Source organism: Bradyrhizobium sp. SYSU BS000235 (assembly GCF_049747295.1).
GTDB lineage: Bacteria > Pseudomonadota > Alphaproteobacteria > Rhizobiales > Xanthobacteraceae > Afipia.
The window spans coordinates 18,216-40,322 of the sequence record NZ_JBMHJM010000002.1 but is presented as its reverse complement, the minus strand read 5'-3'; the positions used below and the strand labels follow the sequence as shown (position 1 = coordinate 40,322).

Sequence of the window (22,107 nt, the reverse complement as noted above, 5' to 3'; positions counted from 1 at the left end):
CATTCCGAGAAGAGGGAACTAACGCCTGAGGAGCGTCGTGAGCGGCGTCGGCTCGGGCGCGAGAAACAGCGAAATGACAATATCAGACGTGCCGCGAAGATGCATTTCGCGCGGCGAAAGATGGAAGCGAACGGGGTACATACTTCGCATGAGTTGGGAAAATCGGTGTTCGTTGGATGCTCGGGCTGGCGATACTGGAAATGGCGGGATTCGTTTTACGCAGACGTGCCGCAACCGGGCTGGTTCGGCCACTACTCGAACGCCTTCGACACCGTCGAAATCAATGCTTCATTTTATTCCTGGCCCACCGTTGCGAACGTTCAGGCCTGGCGCCGTCAGTCGCGTGACAGGGAGTTCGTTTACACGGTCAAGGTCTGCGAACTCATAACTCATGTGAAGCGATTTAAGGGAACTAAGACTCTCATCCGCGATTTTGGCATCATCGCTGATATTCTGGGGCAGCAGATGGGGTGCTTTCTCTTCCAGCTGCCCCCCAGCTATCACTACACGAAGCCGCGCCTCAATTCGATTGTGAGCCAACTCGATCCGGCGCGCCGCAACGTCGTGGAATTCCGGCACAAGAGCTGGTGGAACGAGGAAGTTTATCGCGCCTTCAAGAAAGCGGGCATCATCTTCTGCTCCTGCAGCGAAAAAGCACCACCAGCCACGCAATGAGGCCCGATGCCACGGCCAGAACGAAATCTGGAGAAAGTGGCGCGCGTCGTATCCAATCCCAAATCTTCTTCAGCGGATCACGAGGCATCGAAATCACTCGATTTTGGTGACTAGCGTCCAATAGGTGGAACGTGCCGTGAATAAGTCAGTTGGCGTCTCACAAGGAGAAACGCCATGCGAGCATTATGTTGGCACGGAAAAGGCGATGTAAGGGTCGATACTGTACCCGACCCAAAAATTCAGAATCCCCGCGACGCGATTATCAAAATCACTGCATGCGCCATCTGCGGTTCTGATCTCCACCTCTTGGACGGATATCAACCGACCATGAAGAGCGGTGACATCCTAGGCCATGAAAATATGGGTGTGGTGGTCGAGGTCGGGGGCGAAGTACAAAACCTTAGAAAAGGGGACAGAGTAGTTGTCCCATTCACTATCAGCTGCGGCCAGTGCTGGTTTTGCGAAAAGGGCTTGTATTCTTGCTGTGATCGCACCAATCCAAACGCTGAAATTGCAATCAAGGCGATGGGACATTCGCCGGCCGGCTTGTTTGGCTTCAGCCATATGCTCGGCGGTTATAGTGGCGGACAGGCTGAATATTTGCGCGTTCCGATGGCTGACGTAGGCCCCATCAAGGTGCCCGACAGTTTAACCGACGAACAGGCCCTTTTCCTTTCAGACATCTTTCCGACCGGTTATATGGCCGCAGAGAATGCTCAAATTCAGAACGGAGACACCGTTGCCGTCTGGGGGTGCGGTCCCGTCGGGCAGTTTGCGATCCGGTCGGCTCACATGATGGGGGCGGGCCGTGTAATCGCAATCGACGAAGTGCAAGAGCGCCTTGAAATGGCGCGGACAGGAGGCGCGGAGACAATCGATTTTTCCAAGACCGACGTGTACGACGAATTGATGATGCTAACCGACAAGCGCGGCCCGGACAGTTGCATTGATGCCGTGGGCTGCGAGGCAGCCGGCCATGGTGCGGCCGATGCCATTTTAGATAAAGTGAAAGCTGCAACCATGTTGGCGACGGATCGCGTGCACGTCTTACGCCAAGTAATCATGTGCTGCAGAAAGGCGGGGACGATTTCAATTCCTGGCGTCTATGTAGGGATGGGCGACAAAATCCCGATCGGCGCGGCCATGAACAAGGGCCTGACCATTAAGACCGGTCAAACGCATGTCCAATCGTATACCAAGCCTCTTTTGAAGAAGATCGAAGAGGGCGAAATTGATCCAAGTTTCGTCGTGACCCATCCAGCGAGCCTGGAAGACGCGCCTGCTATGTACAAGAAGTTTCGCGATAAGGAGGACGGCGTGATCAAGGTCGTCCTTAGGCCCTGACTGTCCGCCGGTCAAAAAAATCCGCGCTTAGAAGGCGCGGACTTTTCCTGCTAGGGTAACGTCTATTTGGTCGCCTGCTTTTCTAAGCCCTGTGCCATCTCAAGATGATGCTTGAGCGCAGGAAGAGTCTTACCCGCCCAGCTCTTAAGTTCCGCGTCATCGCCGCCCTTTGCGTACCGCTCAAAGAGGTCAACTGCGTCCTTATGTGCATCAACCTGCATCGTGCGATAATTGGAGACGAAATCGCTTCCGCTTAAGCCTTTAAGTTTGTCGAGCTTGGTTTGATGCGCGCTGTCTAGCGCGGTCGGCAGCTCGGCCTTCACCTTACCTGATGATACAAGCGTCTTCAGTTCGGTGCTGGTTTTAGTGTGATCAGTCACCATTTGCTTCGCGAACGTTTTGTCTGGACCAGTTCCCTTTTCTTCACCTACTTTGTTGGACTGAATCTCAAACATGTCGCTTATTGCGACCTGTTTCACAAAATCCGCTGTAGTAGGGCTAATGCCCAAGGTCGAATTGACGCCAGTCTTTTCGCCGACCGACTGAGCGGACGCCGCAGTCGCGAGGCCAAGGCACGCAATAGCTATTAAGATTCGATACATTTCAATGTCCTCCGAGAGAGACCTCCCAAGGACGGTTTTTGCGTTTGTTCCAGAACGGCCTAGCTCGGGTGCCCCCATCGAGCCTAGATGCAGGAGGATTACTCTAATTTAAGATAAGCTCAGGACGCCGCGCTTTCTGCATCAAAATAGAGACGCGCTAAACAACTGCGGTCCAGACCGATAGCGCCGGAGAGGAGGGTAAAGTCTTTCGGGGGCCTTCATAAGATGTTGTGGCGAACGCCAGCAAAGCGAAGGCGTGGGCTTAAGGTTTAGCGACGTGAAAAATGATCAGATGTCGCGGGGGTGGGATGGCTCAAGCAATCATCTGTCACCCGTTAATCATTTTGGCGTTTATCTTCTTCCGCATAAAGAGCCTTTGTTGCCGCCTCCGTACGTTGGACATCCTTAGGCATGCGCTGGCGATTTCGCATGACGCCATAAACTATAGCGGCGCCAAGCAGCACGATAAGGATCGCCCCTATCCATTCGGGATTCCAAAGTGGCGATGTAAAAGGCATGCGGTGTCTTTCTTAGATGTACCGGGCCAATTATCGGAACGGAACGGAGTTCCTTATTGCCGCATGAGGCAAAATGTCCATCGTCTGCGTACCAAGTGGATGACTGGGTAGGAAACGGAGCGCCGCAGATAACGATGCGCCGGACCTCGCCAAGCTGCAGGAACGTCGCAGGCAACCTTTGACGCCCAGCAGGCCGAACTTCGGCGCAGGCCGATGCTACGGAAACGCTCGAGGACGCAATTGCACCGCTGTAAGAGGGATCGCCATGATCTCGGGAATGAAGGCAATGGAAGATGAAATCGAAAAGCTGGTGAAGTGCTTAAGAGTCGCGAAAATGAACCCGTCGATTCCTGTCGCCGAATAACGGCAGATAGACCGGCCGTCGCGTCACAGCGCTAGAAGACGACTTCCGCGAACTGCGGAAGCAACGGGTGGATAACAGGGCAGCGCGCGAATCTTGAAAGGGAATACCGATGAGCGGTCCGGCCATCGACACGCGCAACGATCCCGCAAAACAGAAACTTGCGGCCCATCCCAGAGCGCTACGGTCAGCCGCTAAACGGAAAGCTGTACGGCAGGTTCCAAAAAAGCGGCCAGCTCCTGCACGGACTGGCCGCTTGAAGTTCGAGCCGTTGAGAAGGGGTCACAAACTCAACGGCGCCCATTGAACGCACTCTATACATAACAGGAAATCCCATGTCCCGCATTGTCGTTGTGGTCGCACTTCTGTGTGCGCCGTCGCTTGCCTGTGTCAAAGGCCTCGCCAGGGCTCGCCGCCGAACGCTGTCTTTGTTCGCCAAAGTGCGATGACCCGGGAGTTAAATGAGCGAGCGGACCGGCAGCAAGGGTAAGCCAGCCGGACCGACGCTATTGACCACGCAGCTCGTAGAGAATCATCGACTCGATGTAGAATGAGCGCTCGTAGGCGAGGCGTGCGCGGAAGCCGGCCTCGTCAATCAGCCGACGGAACAGGTCGAGATCGGAGTCCGACGATACCATGACGTAGAGACGGCCGTCGGGCTTCAGCCGCTCGCTGGCCTGCTTGAACAAGGCAGCCACGTCCCGATATTGAGGGCCGGCGTGCCAGCCGCGATCCGCGAGGTCGCGCGGCTCGCCAGCATGCTTGGGTGGGCTTGATAATATCACATCGAAAAGCGGGCGCACTGGAAGCGCGGCGAGGAGGTTCATACAGGCGACGCTCACACGGTCACCAAAGCCGTTCGCCTGCGCATTCTCCAGCGCCGAGAGAGCCGCATGGGGATTGATGTCGAGCGCCAAAACCTCCGCCGCGCCGGCGCGCGCGGCCGCCAGAGCCAAGATGCCAGACCCTGTGCCAATATCAGCCACGGACTTGCCGCTCAGGTCGAGCCCGTCGAGGAACTCCGCAAAATACTCGCTACTCAGAAAGAAGCGGGGGTGGAAGACCGTCGGCCGTACGCGCAGGCGGAAGCCCGCCGCGCGGGTCGTTCGGATGTTCTGGCGGCTAAGGATGAGATGATATGAGAAGAAATGAATAAAGTGGCGCAAAAGACGGCGGAACGGCCCGTGCGGCGTTCCGCGCCAATTGAGAACGTTGAAGTCGCTGTCGACTGAGCGGGGGATTTGGTTCGTCAAGGAAGCCTCCTACTGGGGAGCGACGAAAGCGCGGCGCAGTCAGCGATGCCACAGAGTCAGTCGACGGAAATCCTGCGCGGGGCACCTTCGGCGGCCGCGTGGGCGACGTGCCGAAGCAGTCGCAGGACGGGAGACCGGCCACAGCCTCTCATGCGGCAATGTATCGAACTGCTCGGCCCACTCAGCCAATTCATCCGGAAGTCGCAGCGCGATGATCGCTTCCAAGTGTAGAGGCATCAGTCCCTCCGCGTTGGCGGCCCGAAGGTTTCGACGAATTCCACCTCGCTTACATCATGTAGGTGCTTACCGATGTTCTCCAGCTCCCGCATGTCGAACCGCTCGCCGCACACTGTGCACGTCATCCGGTGGTCGTCGTCGTTGAACGGTTCCCATCCCATAGGAACACCATCGCTCGGTTTGTCCACCTAACTGACCTTTCGCGTGCGCGCAGGCGATCGAACTGGGTTTCGCTGATTTCTTACGGCCTTCGCCTTCCCGCTGATTGGCAGTAGCATTTCCTTTTGGCCGGCCGCGCGCTTCTTACGCTTCTTCGCTGCGAGCGCAGTTTCAGAGCCCCCGCGCGCGAGGCTTTTTCGCAGAGCATCCATCAGGTCGATCACATTTCCGCTCGTGCGTGATGTGGCAGGCGCTTTAATCGGCTGTCCCGCTCGCTTCTGATTGATTAGCTCGACCAGGGCGGTCTCGTAGTGGTCCTCGAATTTCTCCGGCTCGAAGTCGGCGGATTTTCCTTCAACAATGTGCTGAGCGAGATCCAGCATGTCCTTCGTGATCTTCACGTCCTGAATGTCATCGAAGTAGCCCTTTTCATCACGCACCTCGTTCGGGTACCGGAGTAGATTGCCAATCAATCCCTTACCCAGAGGTTCGAGGGCAATGATGTGCTCGCGGCTAGTCAAGACCACGCGGCCGATCGCTACCATGCCCATTTTGCGGATGGTCTCCCGGATGACCGCGAAAGCGTCATGGCCGACCTTGCCGTCGGGCACCAGATAGTAGGGGCGGATCAAGTAGCGAGTGTCGATGTCGTCCTTGTGCACAAACTCGTCGATGTCGATCGTTCGTGTGGATTCGAGCGCGATGTTTTCGAGTTCATCCTTGGTGACCTGGATGTAGTTGTTCTTGTCGATCGGGTAGCCCTTAATGATGTCGTCGTTTGCGACTTCTTCGCCGCTCTCGGCGTCGACCTTGAGGTAGCGAACTCGGTGGCCAGTGTTCTTGTTGATCTGGTTGAAGCTCACCTTGTGAGCGTCCGACGTCGCCGGATAAAGGGCGACCGGACATGTCACCAATGACAGTCGAAGAAAACCCTTCCAATTGGCGCGGGGGGCCATACGCGGAAACTCCGGTTTTACGCCTACAGAACCGGGATTCAAGCAAGTAGGTCTGCTGAGGTTCCTTGCAGAACGAAGGGACCCTTGTGCCGGTGTCAATGCGGAACGGGCAGCAATCCTGCACCGCCGGCCGCGCCGCCTTCTGGAACATCAGGACTTTCCGAAGAATCCGGCATTCAGAGCCCAGTGCGGCCCGCGTGGTGTGATGAAGTGTCCGTCGCCGTCGCGACCGACACGCCAGGCGACGATGCCCGTTCGGTCCTGGCAAGCAGATGCGAGGATACCCTGACCGCTGACCAAGAAGCGCATGGAAACCATCGACGAGGAATTCCTTGACGCCACGAACGGCTTCATTGAGCGGGCAAATCGCGACAACAAGCCTTTCTTCGTGTGGTTCAATCCTAGCCGCATGCACATCTGGACGCGCCTGGAGTAGCTTCATCGCATCCGCGCATTGTAGAGCGACGGGGTTTTCAAAATGGCCGTCTGAATTATGTAAACGCGCGATAGTCGCGCATGAGGGCGCTCCCTGGTTGAGCCGGGAGCGCAAAACTCAGAATCACCAATAGATGCCGAAAGCGGTGCGGTGATGTTCATTACATGGGGACTGGAGCCGCTCAACTAGGCTTCAGCCGAACGCCGCGCATCGTGCATGCGGCCGGAGAATGAGGTTGGGAAGAGGGTTGAGCCTCGACCACTCTATCTGAGACTAGCGCCATCCTCGGCGACAACTGCCTATGAGCTTTTGGCGCAAAGGGAAGGTTTCCCGAAGTCCGCTTCTGACCCAAATGTATGGACCGGCTGCACTTCGCAAGTGAAATGTGCTGGCGGAAGTCGCTGATATGTATCCGGCCTGTTGATCGGCTCGCGGGCCGTGGCCTTGATGGGAGTACGCACGCACCGTGATCTCATTAGCGGACAGGTTGCGGAGCAGCCATTTGGGTCACCAGATTCAGAGTGCGTCTATCAATCCGTTCCATGCAGTTGTCGCTCGCGAACTCGGTTGAGGTGACAGCTCAGATAGCCGCAGCCTCAAAATGATTGTCGAAAGCTCTTTCTTTGCGCAGGACACTCCGGGCGATGCGAGCGAGCTTGTTGGCCAAGGCGACAGCAAGCTTGTTCCTGTGCAATCGCTCCGCCGCAGTTTTGAGCCAAGCGCCAAAGCTATAGCGGTCCCAGTTTTGCGGACGCATCAGAAGGACCTTTGCGGCCTGGATAAAGAGTGTCCGGAGGTACTTGCTGCCGCGCTTTGAGATGCGTCCCAGGATTGAGCGGCCGCCTGTGCTGTATTGTCGAGGGACGAGCCCGAGCCAGGCACGAAGTCGCGACCGCGTTCAAAAGCTTCGCCTGTCCCGATCGCGGCCACCAAGCCTGTCGAGATGATCGGCCCTATCCCGGGTATGCTCATCAGTCGCCGACAGTTAGCTTCGCTCTGGCTAAGCTCTTCGATCTCCCCAGTGACGGCTTCGATACGTTGATCCAGCTGAGTCCAATCTTCATAGAGTCCAGCAATCAGCTTGGCCATTCGGAGCGAGATCTCGTCTTTGCGGTTCCTCAGTATCTCGAACAGGGATTTGCGAAGGGCGCTTGTGCCAGACCTGACCGCAATGCCTTGCTCCAAGAGGAACGCCCGTATCTGGTTGATTGTCGATGTCCGGCGAGAGACGAGCCGGGACCGGACACGATGACAGGCCTGCAGATCGAGTTGATCTTGAGTCTTCTCTCGGACGGTTCGTAAGTTGGGGCGCAATGCGGCCTCGGCTATGGCCTCGGCATCATTGTAATCGTTCTTCTGCCCCTTCACGAAGGTTTCACATAAATTGCAGGAATAATCCGCGGCTCATGCCCGAGCTGACGCAAGGAGCGGCTGACGAAATGAGCGCTGAGGCACGCTTCCATGCCGACGATACAAGGCGGAAGTTCCTTGAATGCTGCAAAAAGCGCAAACCGCTTGATCTTGCGGCGGAAAGCAATCTTACCATCAGTACCGAAGCCTACGACGTGGAAAACTTCCTTGCCGATATCAATGCCGATCGATGCGAGAGGGTGTGGGGCAGTGTTCATAGGTGCTTCTCCGGGTTAATGCGGAGTAGTCTAGGCAGACTGCTCCGACGGGGAAGCAGCCGGTCCATCCCATTAGCGGACATTCCTGTCCAGACGGTCTATTCGGTCCAACCAGCCAACAGAGGCAAGGGACGGCAACTGGATACAGACCATGCCCGGTAAAGGCGGACACTATGTCGCGGGACGCGGCCTCAATCAGAGGCGCATAGTCGTTGTTTACCTGTTGCCTATTTCATGACGTTAGCCGCGCTCCTTCACCGGGCGCGGCTTTTTCATTTAGTGCATGGCTCGCTTCGCACGAGTACGGGCCTTGCGAAGTAGAACCAGACACTGTTGCGCACGCAGCAGGAATTCATCGGCAGGAAGGTCTGGCGAACGATATCCATCCCTCATCATTCCGCGCAGCAGGAGGCAATGTCGCAAGATATCGCTTCTCCGGATCGCGAGGGATTGTAATGGCGGCAGAGTACTAAGCCACCTGACGTGGGCCAGGGTCTTTTTGGTGTACCGATAAGCTATCTCTCTTTCCCGCGACGCCATCAGTTTCTCCGCCGAGTGCTTGGCTGGTGGTGAACAAAGGTGATGAAGGAACGATCCACCCGCGACCGCTAAGACGGATTTATGTCTCGGTGTTCCGCTTTCCAAGCTCGCCTTTCAGCCAGCCAAGTGCTTCGTCGGAATGGAGAGGATCAGGCTGGCCACATGTTTCGCATTGGAATTTGCGACCGCCGCCTTTGACGAGCATGAATTTCATTGGCTTGTGGCACAAGACGCAATGCGGCGTCGGATGGACTGTTGTCATGTTGCTCTCCGTAATCAGGCGGGAGCACAAAACTCTCAGTCACCAGTAACTGCCGAGGGCACGCGGGTGATGGATTCACTGTGCGCTCGTTGACCTACACATAGCGAGTCATTAATCGCCGCGGCGCCGATAGAGTGATCCACGAGCATTGGGCTTATTGTCGCGGGGCGGTCACAGCGGAGCGCGCATAGTGGCTTTTTCGAGTTGCCTTAATTCGTGACGATCTTGGTCGGCAGTGTTTCGGTGCTTAATTTAAAAGCAGCACTCTACCATTGTAATCAGGGTCACAGATCCACAGTTACAGGGTGCACGTATCCGTTTCCCGAAGGGAGATACCTGTGCGATTTTGCGGCCAACCAAATGAGGCCGCTGCCCGAGCGAAGATAAGCTCGTGTCCTTTAAGACATTACAGCACAGCCGTTCTAGCCGGCGGCGAGCACGCCTGCATAATTTGCCGCTGTGGACAATGAAGAGCTTGGCAAATGCGGGCTCGGGAGATTTAGCTATGTCAAATGAAGCGCCATTCCGCCTCCGAGATTGGCTCGTTCCGCCGATTATTATTCCCCTGTTCTGCGGCTTGGTCGTTGTGGTTATGGCATTGCGTTTATGACGCCTGATCGGCGTAGGGATTCTCCGTCTACGGCTGCAAAAGAATATCTTCCGTATCCCGGAGACGGCTTCGGGACATATGTCGTTGTCTCGGCCGCGGCTTTTGCCGTTGGGTTATTTTTCTTTGGTAAGTTCTATGGCGTAAATATCTCCGATCATCCCATCCTCGCATTCGTTGGGGGCGGCTTAATCGTCTGTCTGTCATGTCTTCTCCGCTGGCGGAGAGTGAAGCGGCACAAAGTCAATCAGAACTGAACACAAGCTGAGCGTTGAATCGTTGAGCGACCGAGGATAATCATGAAGGGCAGTGATGAGGTGAGCCGAGGCGGTGTGCCACCAATAAGGACCGCGCCCAACTTCGACAAGCTGTTGACGGTGCAGGATTTGATTGCGGAGTTGACCGAGTGGGACGGTGATGCCCAGGTTATATTCCGCTCGACGTCAGATGGCGGCGCCCTGCGTTTTTATTGTTTCAGATCGCCAGAGCCTGGAGTCCTCGAGATAAACCTCAACGAATAGGTCGGTACCGTTGCCAACCGAACGCAGTGCATCGGCGGCCTGAGAATGCGGTTGAGAAGAGGGTTGAGCCTGGACCATTCTATCTCAGACTAGCGCCACCCTCGGCGACAACTGCCTATGAGCTTTTGGGAACGTTTCCCGAAGTCCGCGTCTGACCCGCAACAGACTTGGCCGAGTTCGGCGTCATAGACAAAGTTGAGGAATCCGCCAGACTAGCCGTCCCGTTCTCCCGGCGACAATCACCGATTTATCTCGATAAGGGCGGACCGGAATCTATTCGAACATGGAACCAAGCGGACGCCGGCAGTTGAAAGGTGTATTGTGCTCTACGCTGGCGCGGCCTAATCGTGCTAAAGGCAAGATCCACAATGATCATCGAATCCTCGGATCAAATATCTCGCCTCTCCTGGCTCAAGCGGTTTCCCATTCCGCGAAACTTCAAGGTCACGCCGGAATCGCGGATCGAGAAGGGGCGCACATGGTCGGCACCCGCTGACGCAAAGCGGGTAAAGGCGTTCGAGATCTATCGCTACGATCCCGACTCCGGCGGCAATCCGCGTCTCGACACGTTTCACGTTGACGTCGACGACTGCGGACCGATGGTTCTTGATGCATTGTTCTGGATCAAGAACAAGGTGGATTCGACGTTAGCCTTCCGCCGCTCGTGCCGCGAGGGTGTCTGCGGTTCCTGCGCTATGAACATGGATGGCACCAACTGGCTGGCTTGCACGCGGTTCATCTCCGACATGGGAACGAACGCAACAATCTATCCGCTCGCCAACTTGCGGATCATCAAGGACCTCGTTCCCGACCTGACGCACGTCTTCGCACAGTATGCAGCGATCGAGCCTTGGCTTCATTCCAAGACGCTGGAGCCCGAGAAGGAACGGCTGCAATCCCCCGAGGAACGCAGCCAACTCGACGGTTACTACGAGTGCATCCTCTGCTTCTGCTGCACCTCTGGATGCCCGAGCCACTGGTGGAACGGCAATCACTTCCTGGGACCTGCGGCACTCCTGCAGGCATGGCGCTGGCTGACGGATAGCCGCGACGAGGCGAAGGGAGAACGGCTCGATGCGCTCGAAGACCCGTTCCGGCTCTATCGCTGCCATACCATTCTTAATTGCACCCGGACCTGCCCCAAAGGATTGAATCCTGGCAAGGCCATCGCTGAGATCAAGAAGGCGATCGTCGAGCGCGAGAAATGATCAAGAACGGGACCACAGATGGCAATTCGACGCCGGCGCGGCCACGCCCGCTTTCGCCCAATATCCAGATCTATCGGCCGCAACTCACATCGGTGTTGTCGATCGCCAACCGCATCACCGGGCTAATTCTGAGCCTCGGCGCCGTGGGCCTAGTGATCTGGCTTAGCGCTGCGGCGGCTGGTCCCCAGGCCTATGGCGTCGTTCAGAGCGTGATAGGATCCCGGGTCGGTCAGGTCGCGCTGTTCGGCTGCACCTTCGCCTTCTTCTTGCATTTGTGCGGTGGCATCCGTCATCTCGTCTGGGACACGGTCAACAGCTTCGCACCTCGGTCGATCTACATTTCTGGATGGACGGTCGTAGTGGCCAGCGTAGCGCTCACTGTGACCGCATGGAGATCAGGCTGTTGGTCGCGGGTTGGCCCCAATGAATCGCCGTTCGTTCCGCTCGCCCCTGGCTCGCGCCCTTGGGCTCGGTTCGGCCAAAAGTGGCGTCCGGCACTGGTGGGCGGAACGCACCACAGCAGTCGCGCTTGTGCCTCTGTGCTTATGGTTCGTCGCCTCAATTGTCGCTCACTCCGGGAGCGATTACGCGGCCTTCATCGCCTGGATCAGGTCGCCGCTTGCCACCAACTGCATGATCCTCTTGTTGATCGCACTATTTCATCATTCCGCGCTAGGTCTGCAGGTGGTGATTGAGGATTATGTCCATTCAGATGTCAGGTTTGCAGCAATAGTCGCGATCCGGCTCGGCTGTTACGGTCTCGCCGTGATCGGCATCATCGCCACTCTGCAAATTGCCTTCGGCGGTTGAGCCCACGGAAGCCCTTGCCTCAATCCGGTTGCGTATCTTGAGCGGGATAGACCACCGTCCTATCGTTGCGAACAACGGCGCCGGGTGTGAAGCTCGCCACATCGACATGCGATTTCCCGAGAATGTGCATCACTTGCTCGCCTGCGGCCAGAAGGTAGTCGGCGATGATCCGGCGGTGGCACCGCCACCAGACGGCTTCGGCGCACATGACCGCGCATCGGTGCCGACCGCCCCGTTCCCGCAGCCGCGCCAGGCCGGCCGCGAAGGGCGCCGTCAGGGCATAATCTGCGTAGTTTTGAAAACTTTGAACCCGCCAATAAGAATTGGGCGATGGCCCGGCGCCGCGTGACTTTCCGCGGCGGCCGCCGAGCTCGGCGATATGCTCGTAGCCGATCTGCCAGGGCTCCAGCGTCACCTGGAGTGTTTCCCGATTGAACTGAGGGTTGGTCCGCGACCGGGGGATCGACCTTACGTCGATAACGAAGTCGGCGTCAGACTCCCGCAAGAGATCGGCAAACTCGACGATCGTCCTGGTTGAGTGCCCTATGGTGAAAAAGATATTCGTGTGGGCTGCTCCCGACCGACCAAGACACATGATGAGCCAGCATTATCCATGCGCGGGGTCCCAAACACCAGAAGTGCAAGGCGGGTAAACACTGCGACGTAAATACTGCGACATCGGGGAACCGGTAGAGCGCGCAGCGGTTGGGATGTTCATGCTGCTCTAGGAAAAACGGGGGATGGAGCCGATCGAACGACCATGCCGAAGAGCTTCAAGATCCATGATCGCGTAAGCTGGAATTCCGAGGCGGGCCGCGTCAGCGGCACGGTTATCCGCATCCATACCCGCGATTTCAAGGTCAATGGCTACACCCACCATGCGACCCCGGACGAGCCGCAATACGAGATCAAGAGCAGCAAGACGGATCATATCGCCTTCCACAAGGCTTCCGCGCTTGCCAGGCTTGGCGATTGACGTCCCCATTGTCAGGTGTGCCCGATGATAGACAAAGATCGGTCGATGCACACGGGTTCAAAATCATTCCCGGTTGAGCCGCTCCGTGCAAAACTTAGCGATGCCGACGATCGCATCCGCCTCAATCACTGGATGCCGCCACTACAGGGGATCGCACCCCGGATTCGCATTGGCCGGCGCTGGATCAACACGCTGTGGGGTCTGCCGATTGCAGCCGCGGCGCTGCTTTGTCTGATTGCCTTGGCTCAGAGCCTGCGTGAACTTCCCGGCGTGGAGGCCTTTATCCAACAGCATCCCGGCATTGCCCAGGGCGCGCCGTCGGTCGATTCGGGATTCCCGTGGTGGCTGCAGCTCCAGCACTTCCTGAACATGTTCTTCATGCTGTTCACCATGCGGGCCGGACTGCGAATTCTGGCCGATCATCCCCGGCTCTATTGGGGCCGCGATTGCACGCCCGGAACCGACTGGTTTCGCTTCCAGGTACCGGTGCCGAAGGGCCGCGTCTGGACCGCCAAGGACGACTCCGTCACCCTGCCGACCTGGTTCGGCATTCCCGGCCTGCGCCATACCCTAGGGCTGTCGCGCTGGTGGCATTTCTCGGTCAACCTGCTGTGGCTGATCAACGGCGTCGCCTTCTATGCGCTGCTGTTTTCCACCGACCAGTGGCGCCGGCTGGTGCCGCTGACCTGGGAGGTCTTCCCGGCCGCGCTGTCCACGGCGATCCAGTATGCGTCACTGAACTTTCCGGTCGATCATAGCTGGACCCGCTACAACGGCCTCCAGCAGCTCAATTATTTCATGTTCGTCGCCGCGCCGGTCTCGATCGCCACCGGGGTGATGCATAGCCCGGCGATCTCCAACGCGCTCGGTTGGTTCGGCAGATTGTTCAACCGGCAGGCGATGCGGTCGCTTCACTTCATCTCCTTTGCCTGGTTCGTGGGTTTCATTCTGGCGCATGGCGCCATGGTGTTCGTCACCGGCATCAGAGAGAACACCAACCACATGTTCGGCGGCGTGGATAACGCATCCTGGACAGGTTTTCCGCTGTTCGTGCTGGCGATGGCAATCCTGACGATCGCCTGGCTGCTGGCTTCGCCCTTCACCATCCGGCACGCCCGTCTGGTGCAGCGCGCCGGCGCGTTCATGATCGGCTGGATCATGGGACTGGCGGAAAGTTGGGATCCGCGCTCCCAGCTCACGAAGCAGGATATCTCGCTTTACTTCTGGCCAAACGGCACGATGCCCGACTCCAGGGAGTTTGACGATCTCGTCGCGGAGGAGTTTGCCGGCTACAGGTTGCGGATCGGCGGGCTGGTCGAGGCGCCTCAGGAATTCTCTCTCGCCGACCTCAAGGCGATGCCGAAACAGGAGCAGATCACGACGCATTTCTGCATTCAGGGCTGGTCGGGTGTCGCCGAATGGGGCGGCGTTACCATGCGCGACATCCTCGCTCTGGTGAAGCCGATGCGGGAGGCTCGTTACGCCGTGTTCTATTCGCTGGCCGATGGCGCCGATCGCGGGCGCTACTACGACGTCCACAAGATCGAGAACATGCGCCACGCCCTGACGATCCTCGCCTACGAGATGAACGGCGCGCCGGTTAGCGTGCTGCATGGCGCGCCGTTGCGGCTGCGCTGCGAGAATGAATTGGGTTTCAAGATGGTCAAGTGGATCGCGGCGATCGAATTCGTGCACGATTTCGTCGATCTCGGCGCGGGTCAGGGCGGCTACAATGAGGACCACGAGTTCTACGGCTATCGGATGCCGATCTGATCGCCCCGGGATGACGAGTTCGTGACCAAATGAGGGAGCTACGCATGCCGCGAGAAAACTCCGATACTTCCAGCGACTGGAACCAGCGTCAACGCGCTCTGTCCAGATGGGACAACGAAGGAGGCGCGGGGCCTGAGGGGCCCGCCACGGATTCGTCGCCCGACGCTGAGCGAATTGCAGTCCCCGATCTGACCAATGCCGAACTCGTGACGCTGCGTATCCGTGTCATTGCGTTGGAGAATCTGATGATTTCCCTGCTTGCAACAGCATCGGATGACCAACTCCGATTGGTTCGTGAAATGGCAGGCTATATCTCCCCGCGGCCCGGCTTTACCCAGCATCCTCTCACGATTCATGCGGCCGCTCACATGGTAGATCTCGTCGAGCGCGCCAATCATTTTCGAGACTCTGACTCTTGATTGATGTGCGCCGCTATTCGCGTCAGCCCAACTCGTTCGATAGATGTCTGTTGTTAAGGCACGAGTGAACTCAGCGCGACCAGCCAATTGGTTGCAGGAAGGAAAGCAGACATGGAGCGGAGAATCCATTTCGAGGCAATTGGCCCTTAACCACCTTCGCCAACTTGGTGCACACGTCGGCTTTCAAGGGAAGAGCTGACGTAAGATCATTAACGGCTTGAGGTTGGCTTTTGACCCGTATGCGACGAACCCGACCCTTGTGACCGCGTCTGCTCTCAGGGCTAGATCGGGCTTTATCTAGACGCGGAAAATCGACGCGAATGACCCAAAGCGGGCATTGCCCGGAAGCAAAGCGCTTGAACGCTAATTGAGAGGCTAGCGACGACCGACGCGGTTAACTGGACCGCCGCGATTTATTGCCGTCCCGTGTGTCACCGACCCGCGTACAGCGCGCGCAACCGGGCGCGGCCTGAGCACGACGCCGGGTCTTACGACGCAGCCCGCCGGATAACTGACGTATTGGCAGTACACCACGGCATTTGCGGTGTCCGTGCCCGCCGCCATGAACCCGATTGTTAGAAGGGCGAATGACGCGACAGCAATTCTTGCTTTCATGGTCTCCTCCACGTCCGCGCGAAGTTCTTTGGTATTTTCAGCAAACCTACAGACGCGGACACCTCGTTGATCTGGATCAATTTGCATTGGCGGTCGCGAGCGGATCGGGCAGTACGCCGACGAATCGATCAAATAACGGACGCTCTTACTGAGACGCAAAATGACGCGATTGGCCCCTTCCGGAAGAGATAGATGGAGTTGATAGCTCTTTGGGGTGAAGCAGACTCAACGACGACGCGACGCCACGGCCGAGTTGGCGACGGTTCATCGTTCCAAGGTTGAATTGTCGCCATAGCGATGTATAACGGCGTTCGGGTGCTCGCTGCATTGAGCAGCGACAGGTTAAGCGATGGTCGGGCCGCCACGCGGAAAGCGTGCGCCCCATGAACGATAGCTCTTCATTTGACGATCTGCCGAAAGCCCAGCGGCTGGCTGAGCAGGCCCTCAGCACCCTTTATCGGTTCCTGCATGTCGAAGCTGTCAGCGGTGCCGTGCTTCTCGTTGCGGCCGCCGCTGCACTGATCTGGGCCAACTCTCCGTTCGCTCATAGCTATCACGACTTTTGGAACCTTCCGCTTACAATCGGTGTCGGCGAATACGTCTTTTCTCGGTCGCTGCATTTCTGGGTCAACGACGCGCTGATGACAATCTTCTTCCTCGTCGTGGGCATGGAGATTCGGCGCGAGGTGCATGAAGGCGCACTGAGCAGAGTGGACCAAGCAATTTTGCCGCTGGTCGCAGCAACTGGTGGCGTGATCGTCCCGGCGCTCATTTATGTGAGCCTCAACAGCGATCCGGCTGGAGCGCAGGGCTGGGCCGTGCCAACGGCGACAGACATCGCATTTGCCGTTGGGGTGCTCGTGCTGCTTGGACGAAAGATCCCGGTCAGTGTGCGGGTCTTCCTGCTTGCTCTGGCGATCATCGACGACATCATTGCGGTACTGATCATTGCACTCTTCTACACCCCCAGTCGTCAGCTTGGCGGTTTCGTCATCGCGTTGATCGGCGTTCTCGCGGCTTTAGGATTTCAGCGGATTGGGATCGGTTCTGCGCTCTTTTACATATTGCCCGGCTCCTTAGTTTGGATTGGGTTCATGGTAGCTGGGATCCATCCAACCCTTGCAGGTGTGTTGCTCGGTCTGATAACTCCGGCACGCCCGATACCGATGCGGGAAACGCCGCTGGAAATAGTGTCGCGAGTGCTCAAACAGTTGCGAACTAGCGATGCGGTGAAGGCAAGGGATCCGCACCTGTTGGAGCAACCGCTGCGAGACCTTCGCGTAGCTCGCCGCGAGATGTTGCCGCCGGTGTCGCGGGTGCAGATGGCAATGCATCCGTGGGTGGCTTACGGCGTCATGCCGATCTTCGCGTTGGCGAATGCCGGCGTCAGCTTAACGGGCGCTGATCTCTCCGCCGGGGGCTATCTCGTGATGATGGGCACTGCGCTTGCCTTGATCGTTGGGAAACCACTTGGCGTAGTCGGCGCGACTTGGATCGCGGTGCGATTGGGCTGGTGTCGGCTTGCTCCAGGAGTTTCGTGGGGTGGCGTCTGTCTGGTCGGCCTGCTGGCTGGCATCGGTTTTACCATGTCGATCTTCATCTCGATGCTCGCGTTCTCCGATCAAGAATTATTGAGGGCGGCGAAACTGGGCGTACTCTTCGGTTCGCTTGTCGCCGCCATACTCGGCCTTGGCTGGGGCGCCACCTACGTCCGACGTCAGTGAAAACGGTTCCAAGCCTTTCAAAGCTCCGCACGTATCGTTCTTATCATTCGCCGTTGAATCGCCATGCTCAGGAAAGCGCCCGAACGAGCCGCAGCTGCGGCCATCAGACCACCAACGGACAGCGTCACCGAGGCTACCGGTCTGCATCGACAAGCCCACCTCAATCGGCGGGTCCCAGTTCGACCCAATTGGCACTTTCAACGATTGACCAACTTCGGACATCGCTGCTGGAGAATCTCGTCGAGCATCTTATAAAATCGTGCGAATGATTCGATGTTAGGGCAGAATAGGAATGGCAAAGTCATCAAAACTCGTTGCGGCAAAGCGCGGGCGGGTCTTGTTGGTGAGAAGAAGACGCGACCGGTTATGGATGTTCCCGGGGGGGCGCAGGCGCGGGCGGGAAACGGAAAAAGATTGCCTGCGTAGGGAAATCCGGGAGGAGCTTCCAAAGCTCAAACCGGGGCGGTTGAAGCTCTGGAAAGAAGTCAGGGCCAAAAACCCCAGATCAGGACGCAAGATGAGCGATGCTATCTTCATCGCCGATAAAGCCTGCGGTCGTCTCGCCATCGGTGACAAGCAGGAAATAGACAAGGCGGCGTGGCATAAACCGCATCAGCGCGGCATCCGATTAACACCGACCTCCCGCTACATCCGCGACAAGCTGTTCCCCAAGCGAGGCTGACTACTTCTCCGATTAACTGACGCTGAGAATGTCCGCTATTCGGCGAAGACAGGAGTCGAGCAGCGCGCGGTCAAAGTGCCGCGAGTTACCCGCAGCAGGCGTTCGGTAAGTCGCGAGCGGCTATCTGGCACCTTGAGCAACTGTTCCTATGCGCCCCGGATGCTGGCCCAACCCTTGATCTAGATCAAAGAAATCTAGTCTGCCGTGAACACTCAGCGAACGCTCTTCCATGTCAGGCCACCCTGCGATGTCGCTCATTGGCCCCTTTGAGACATGCCCGCATATTCTGAGAATGTTCGTTCACCGGGATAGAGCGGAAGTCTCCGTGGTCCGGTCAAACCGATGCGAATGACCCAATGCAGACTAGGATGGCAAGGCCAACCCTCTCGGTCCCGGCAGTTGCGGGGCCGAGAGGGCCTTTGATGACTTATTGAGCCGTCAGGGTTGAAATGCTTTGAGCTTTTGTAACCGGCGTCGGGTTGCACTTGGGCGTGAGCGCCTCGGACTTCGGAGAGTACATGCGCAGCAACGAATTGAATGGACTTTCGGCGCATGCAGCCAATTGGCTTCCTGATCGCGAGTTGTCCTTTTTTGTACGGCATTGACTTGAGCCACGGCGCGGCACGGGCAAGTGCCGCTCGCATGCGCAGGAAGCTAACCGCGACCGCATTGCTAAGCAGATATGATGGATGTCACGAGCAAAATGGGAGCTATCCGAGGGAAGAGAATACGTTTTGCACGTCAAACAGGATAATGTGCGCTCCAGCCCATTGGCAGCGTACCGTAAGGGCTGATGATACTGTGACGATCGTCGAGAGGCGGGAGACAAGGCGATGATACGGGATGAGGAGCTTCAAAGGATAATCGAGCGCGCTATTCAATCAGCTTTCGTCGATTTTCCTGACGCGGGAAACGGGACGGTGTGGCCGAAAACTTACAAAGAGCCCAAAGAATGCAAGACTATCGCAACAGCCATCCTCTCAGCTCTTAAAACTGCAGGCTACAAAATTTCGCTCGATGGAAACTGAGACATCACTGGAAGCCAGCATAGAGGGGCCGGCTGGAGTGCTAGTCCGCTTCTCACAGACCCTGTGAGATGATTTACCGTTCCGCTGCCGGAACCAAAATCACACCGCGTGATTGTTCCCCAAAACAATGGAGGAACATCATGATTTCCAAATGCCTTGCAATAGCATTCCTGGCTATCGCGTCGATGACCAGCGCGGCGACGTCGCAAATAGCCACAAACCAGGGGGCTTCGACCACCAGTGCTAACACGCACAAGGAGGGTGAATGGCGCGCGTCCAAGCTCGCCGGCGTCGATGTGTATAATGACGCAAACGAGAAGATCGGCGATATCCACGACGTGATTTTGGATAGGTCAGGCAAGGTGGCCAATGTCATTCTGGGTGTGGGCGGCGTTCTCGGCCTAGGCGAGCACTACGTGGCGGTTGCCTTCGATAAGCTGAAGTGGGTTGACCAGCCGGTGACCTCGACAACTGCGTCAACAACGTCCGCACCGGCGAGCGCGCCGGCAACTACTTCCGCTCCAGACGGCGCGACGCGAACCACCACCGGTGCTGCAACTACCACCACGACCACCACCACAAGCAGCGCCAGTCCGCGTTGGTATCCCGATCACGCGGTGTATAACGCCACTAAGGACGAACTGAAGGCCATGCCGGAGTTTAAGTACTAACTCTCGACACACGCATTTTTTGACCGGAAGCGGCACTTCGACCCTGGCATATCTAGGTGAGTTTGCGTTTTGGCTGTCAAAACTCTTCGATGGCGTCTGACTCGGAACACGGCCATCCGGACGCTCCTTACGGCGACTGCGGACCGAGCGGAGCGAACTCGCCCTTGGCGGCCAGGGGCGCAGCCCTCTTTCCTGCCTGAGGGATCGTGAACTAAGAGAGGTCGGGGAACCATCGCATGTACTCAAGGCTTGGGCACTCTAGAAAATTGATCAGAGGCTTCGCAGATGGATCGACGAATAGCGTTCTCGCGAAACTACGCTAAGTTGGACCCAATCATGTGCCAAGGGGGTGGTATTGAGCAATTCCAATACTATGCCTGAGCCGCAAGCGCACGAACGCCTGGCGGACTTCATTCGCCAAAACGAGGCCGCTATCGTTAAAGAATGGATAGAGTTTGCGCGAACTCTGTCGCCTGCCAGCGATCAGATGTCGAAGCTGGCTTTAGAAGATCATATCGTCGATCTTCTTGGCTTTGTTGCGGATGACCTCGACACTGCACAAACGCCGCGAGAGCGCTTTGATAAATCGCGCGGCGACGGCCCCAAAGACAGTCCGTTTTCTCAAAGCGCGGCAGAAATTCATGCCGCTCTTCGCCTTGCTGATGGGTTTGACATCGATCAGATGGTTTCGGAATACAGGGCGCTTCGGGCAAGTGTCGTCAAGCAATGGCTGGCGCACCATCAGGTGTCGGCCAATACTGATATCGAGGATCTGACGCGGTTCAACGAAGCTATCGATCAGGCAGTAACGGAGTCGGTAGCTCACTATACTAAGACGATTAATAACTCCCGGAATCTGTTTCTAGGCGTGCTGGGTCACGATCTGCGCAATCCCATCGGCGCGGTTTCAATGGGCGCTCAGTGGATGGAACGGTCCGGAACGACGAGTCCGAAGCAGGCGAAGGTGATTTCGGAGATCAGGACGGCGGCGGGCCGGGCGACGCAAATTCTAAACGATTTGCTTGATCTCACGCGCTCGTCTTTCGGTACTGCAATCCCGGTTGCAAAAACCAAAATCGACATCGCAGCGCTCTGTCAAGAAATCGCGGACGAGCTTCGTGCCATCAACGGGGACCGGCACTTTAGAGTCGCGCATGAAGGCGACCCAATAGGTTCATGGGACTCCGCGCGCTTAGGGCAGGTGTTATCCAACTTGATGGGCAACGCTATCCAGTATGGCGATGTATTAAGCCCAATCACGGTGAGGGTCGCAGGCAACGATCCTGAGAATGTCACTATAACCGTGCACAACCTGGGTTCACCAATTCCCCCTGAAACGCAAAAGTTGATTTTCCAGTCCTGGATGCGTGGTCAGGACGTCAAGAATCCGCCCGAGCACAGTACACACCTGGGCCTCGGCCTCTATATCGCAAGACTAATCGTGGAAGCCCACGGCGGCGATATTTCTGTCACTTCCAACGAACAGACAGGCACGACCTTCTCCCTTCGGCTTCCGCGCAGCTGACCGCCGCATGAATGGAGCTGAGATGAGCAAGCAAGCAGCGGTCTTATTGGTTCAACAGGCACGATGCCGCCGACTACCGCATGCGACCAATGATCCCGAAACGAGTTCGGCGGATTCAAGCATGAAGTAGCGTAGCTTCGCTTTTATATCGGCCGCGCCGTGCATCCAACGCTCGTTGCATCGGGCGATGCCACTTCAGAACGAAATACGCAGGTGAGGCTGAGACGAAAGTCGCAGCGGCTGATTTGCTGAGCCGTTTCCATAGCGGCGGCGCGCTGGATGATCACTGTTCAAGATTTGAGTTGGTGTTCTTGGCGGTGGGCGAGGGCCAGTTGTGGCAGGTTAGCTTCGACTGTCGAAGTAGGCAAAACGCCTGCTGCGGCGCGCGCAAGGCGGATACACGCCCATGCAACGTGAGGTCTACGATCCTCATGATCGTCAGAATGGTTGGGCTGTAGGTTCGCGCGTTTCAAGCCAAGTGAAGAGCTGGGTGACGAGATTCAAGAGCGGAGGCACTTATTCGCTTGCGCAATGTGCTTGTCGGAATATCCGTTCTGTTTCGCCCACGCATAGGCAA

19 protein-coding genes and 2 pseudogenes are annotated in these 22,107 nt (G+C 57.2%); 14 read left to right on the top strand and 7 right to left on the bottom strand.

The features are described 5' to 3' along the window. Positions 1-165 precede the first annotated feature (165 nt). Positions 166-675: a DUF72 domain-containing protein gene (locus ACP0KA_RS25485; RefSeq protein ID WP_424631750.1), complete on the top strand. Its 510-nt coding sequence runs from the start codon at positions 166-168 to the stop codon at positions 673-675. A 174-nt stretch (positions 676-849) separates the two neighbouring features. Beyond that, the gene (locus ACP0KA_RS25480; protein WP_424631749.1) at positions 850-2,019 is read left to right on the top strand and encodes a zinc-dependent alcohol dehydrogenase; all 1,170 of its coding nucleotides are present in this window, start codon (positions 850-852) and stop codon (positions 2,017-2,019) included. A gap of 62 nt (positions 2,020-2,081) precedes the next feature. Here the strand turns inward: ACP0KA_RS25480 and ACP0KA_RS25475 are convergent, their stop codons facing one another. From ACP0KA_RS25475 to ACP0KA_RS25455, 5 genes are all read right to left on the bottom strand, one after another. After that, positions 2,082-2,621: a DUF4142 domain-containing protein gene (locus tag ACP0KA_RS25475; RefSeq protein ID WP_424631748.1), complete on the bottom strand. Its 540-nt coding sequence runs from the start codon at positions 2,619-2,621 to the stop codon at positions 2,082-2,084. Positions 2,622-2,956: 335 nt separating this feature from the next. Beyond that, the gene (locus tag ACP0KA_RS25470) at positions 2,957-3,139 is read right to left on the bottom strand and encodes a hypothetical protein (RefSeq protein WP_424631747.1); all 183 of its coding nucleotides are present in this window, start codon (positions 3,137-3,139) and stop codon (positions 2,957-2,959) included. Between the two features lie 867 nt (positions 3,140-4,006). Then, positions 4,007-4,753 (bottom strand): 50S ribosomal protein L11 methyltransferase, encoded by a 747-nt coding sequence (locus ACP0KA_RS25465; RefSeq protein ID WP_424631746.1) that lies wholly within the window; start codon positions 4,751-4,753, stop codon positions 4,007-4,009. 425 nt (positions 4,754-5,178) lie between these two features. Beyond that, positions 5,179-6,105 carry a Ku protein gene (locus ACP0KA_RS25460; RefSeq protein WP_424631745.1) on the bottom strand — a complete coding sequence of 309 codons (927 nt, stop codon included), beginning with the start codon at positions 6,103-6,105 and terminating at the stop codon, positions 5,179-5,181. A gap of 150 nt (positions 6,106-6,255) precedes the next feature. Further along, positions 6,256-6,414, bottom strand: coding sequence for a hypothetical protein (locus tag ACP0KA_RS25455; RefSeq protein ID WP_424631744.1), 159 nt, complete (start codon positions 6,412-6,414; stop codon positions 6,256-6,258). Between ACP0KA_RS25455 and ACP0KA_RS25450 the strand changes: the two genes are divergently transcribed. Further along, positions 6,413-6,541, top strand: a complete 129-nt coding sequence (locus tag ACP0KA_RS25450; protein WP_424631743.1) for a hypothetical protein — start codon at positions 6,413-6,415, stop codon at positions 6,539-6,541. The genes ACP0KA_RS25455 and ACP0KA_RS25450 overlap by 2 nt on opposite strands. A gap of 580 nt (positions 6,542-7,121) precedes the next feature. On the opposite strand, the pseudogene ACP0KA_RS25445 reads toward ACP0KA_RS25450, so the two are convergent. Continuing rightward, positions 7,122-8,169 (bottom strand): annotated as a pseudogene (locus tag ACP0KA_RS25445) (IS110 family transposase). A gap of 1,708 nt (positions 8,170-9,877) precedes the next feature. On the opposite strand from ACP0KA_RS25445, the gene ACP0KA_RS25440 reads away from it, so the two are divergent. From ACP0KA_RS25440 to sdhD, 4 genes and pseudogenes are all read left to right on the top strand, one after another. After that, complete coding sequence (locus tag ACP0KA_RS25440; protein WP_424631742.1) at positions 9,878-10,099, top strand: hypothetical protein; 222 nt, start codon at positions 9,878-9,880, stop codon at positions 10,097-10,099. Positions 10,100-10,467: 368 nt separating this feature from the next. Further along, positions 10,468-11,307, top strand: a complete 840-nt coding sequence (locus tag ACP0KA_RS25435; RefSeq protein ID WP_424631741.1) for a succinate dehydrogenase iron-sulfur subunit — start codon at positions 10,468-10,470, stop codon at positions 11,305-11,307. After that, positions 11,304-11,687: pseudogene (sdhC, locus tag ACP0KA_RS25430) on the top strand (succinate dehydrogenase, cytochrome b556 subunit); the annotation flags it as partial. The gene ACP0KA_RS25435 and the pseudogene sdhC, both read left to right, overlap by 4 nt. 43 nt (positions 11,688-11,730) lie before the next feature. After that, on the top strand, positions 11,731-12,117 hold the full coding sequence (gene sdhD / locus ACP0KA_RS25425; protein ID WP_424631740.1) for a succinate dehydrogenase, hydrophobic membrane anchor protein: 387 nt from the start codon (positions 11,731-11,733) through the stop codon (positions 12,115-12,117). Between the two features lie 19 nt (positions 12,118-12,136). Here sdhD and ACP0KA_RS25420 read toward each other — a convergent pair whose 3' ends face one another. Then, entirely contained in the window at positions 12,137-12,712 is a 576-nt protein-coding gene (locus ACP0KA_RS25420; protein ID WP_424631739.1) for a DUF488 family protein, read from the bottom strand. A gap of 165 nt (positions 12,713-12,877) precedes the next feature. Here ACP0KA_RS25420 and ACP0KA_RS25415 point away from each other — a divergent pair, with 165 nt between their 5' ends. The 7 genes from ACP0KA_RS25415 to ACP0KA_RS25385 all read left to right on the top strand — a co-directional run bounded on the left by ACP0KA_RS25415 (position 12,878) and on the right by ACP0KA_RS25385 (position 21,530). Continuing rightward, positions 12,878-13,093 (top strand): DUF2945 domain-containing protein, encoded by a 216-nt coding sequence (locus tag ACP0KA_RS25415; protein WP_424631738.1) that lies wholly within the window; start codon positions 12,878-12,880, stop codon positions 13,091-13,093. Positions 13,094-13,138: 45 nt separating this feature from the next. Then, positions 13,139-14,866, top strand: coding sequence for a molybdopterin-dependent oxidoreductase (locus tag ACP0KA_RS25410; RefSeq protein WP_424631737.1), 1,728 nt, complete (start codon positions 13,139-13,141; stop codon positions 14,864-14,866). A gap of 44 nt (positions 14,867-14,910) precedes the next feature. After that, the gene (locus ACP0KA_RS25405; RefSeq protein WP_424631736.1) at positions 14,911-15,285 is read left to right on the top strand and encodes a hypothetical protein; all 375 of its coding nucleotides are present in this window, start codon (positions 14,911-14,913) and stop codon (positions 15,283-15,285) included. 998 nt (positions 15,286-16,283) lie between these two features. Then, positions 16,284-17,624 (top strand): Na+/H+ antiporter NhaA, encoded by a 1,341-nt coding sequence (nhaA, locus tag ACP0KA_RS25400; RefSeq protein WP_424631964.1) that lies wholly within the window; start codon positions 16,284-16,286, stop codon positions 17,622-17,624. Between the two features lie 292 nt (positions 17,625-17,916). Then, positions 17,917-18,306: an NUDIX hydrolase gene (locus ACP0KA_RS25395; protein WP_424631735.1), complete on the top strand. Its 390-nt coding sequence runs from the start codon at positions 17,917-17,919 to the stop codon at positions 18,304-18,306. Between the two features lie 1,168 nt (positions 18,307-19,474). Beyond that, a complete protein-coding gene (locus tag ACP0KA_RS25390; protein ID WP_424631734.1) occupies positions 19,475-20,005 on the top strand; it encodes a PRC-barrel domain-containing protein in 531 nt (176 codons plus the stop codon). A 355-nt stretch (positions 20,006-20,360) separates the two neighbouring features. Next, positions 20,361-21,530, top strand: coding sequence for an ATP-binding protein (locus ACP0KA_RS25385; protein WP_424631733.1), 1,170 nt, complete (start codon positions 20,361-20,363; stop codon positions 21,528-21,530). Positions 21,531-22,107 lie beyond the last annotated feature (577 nt).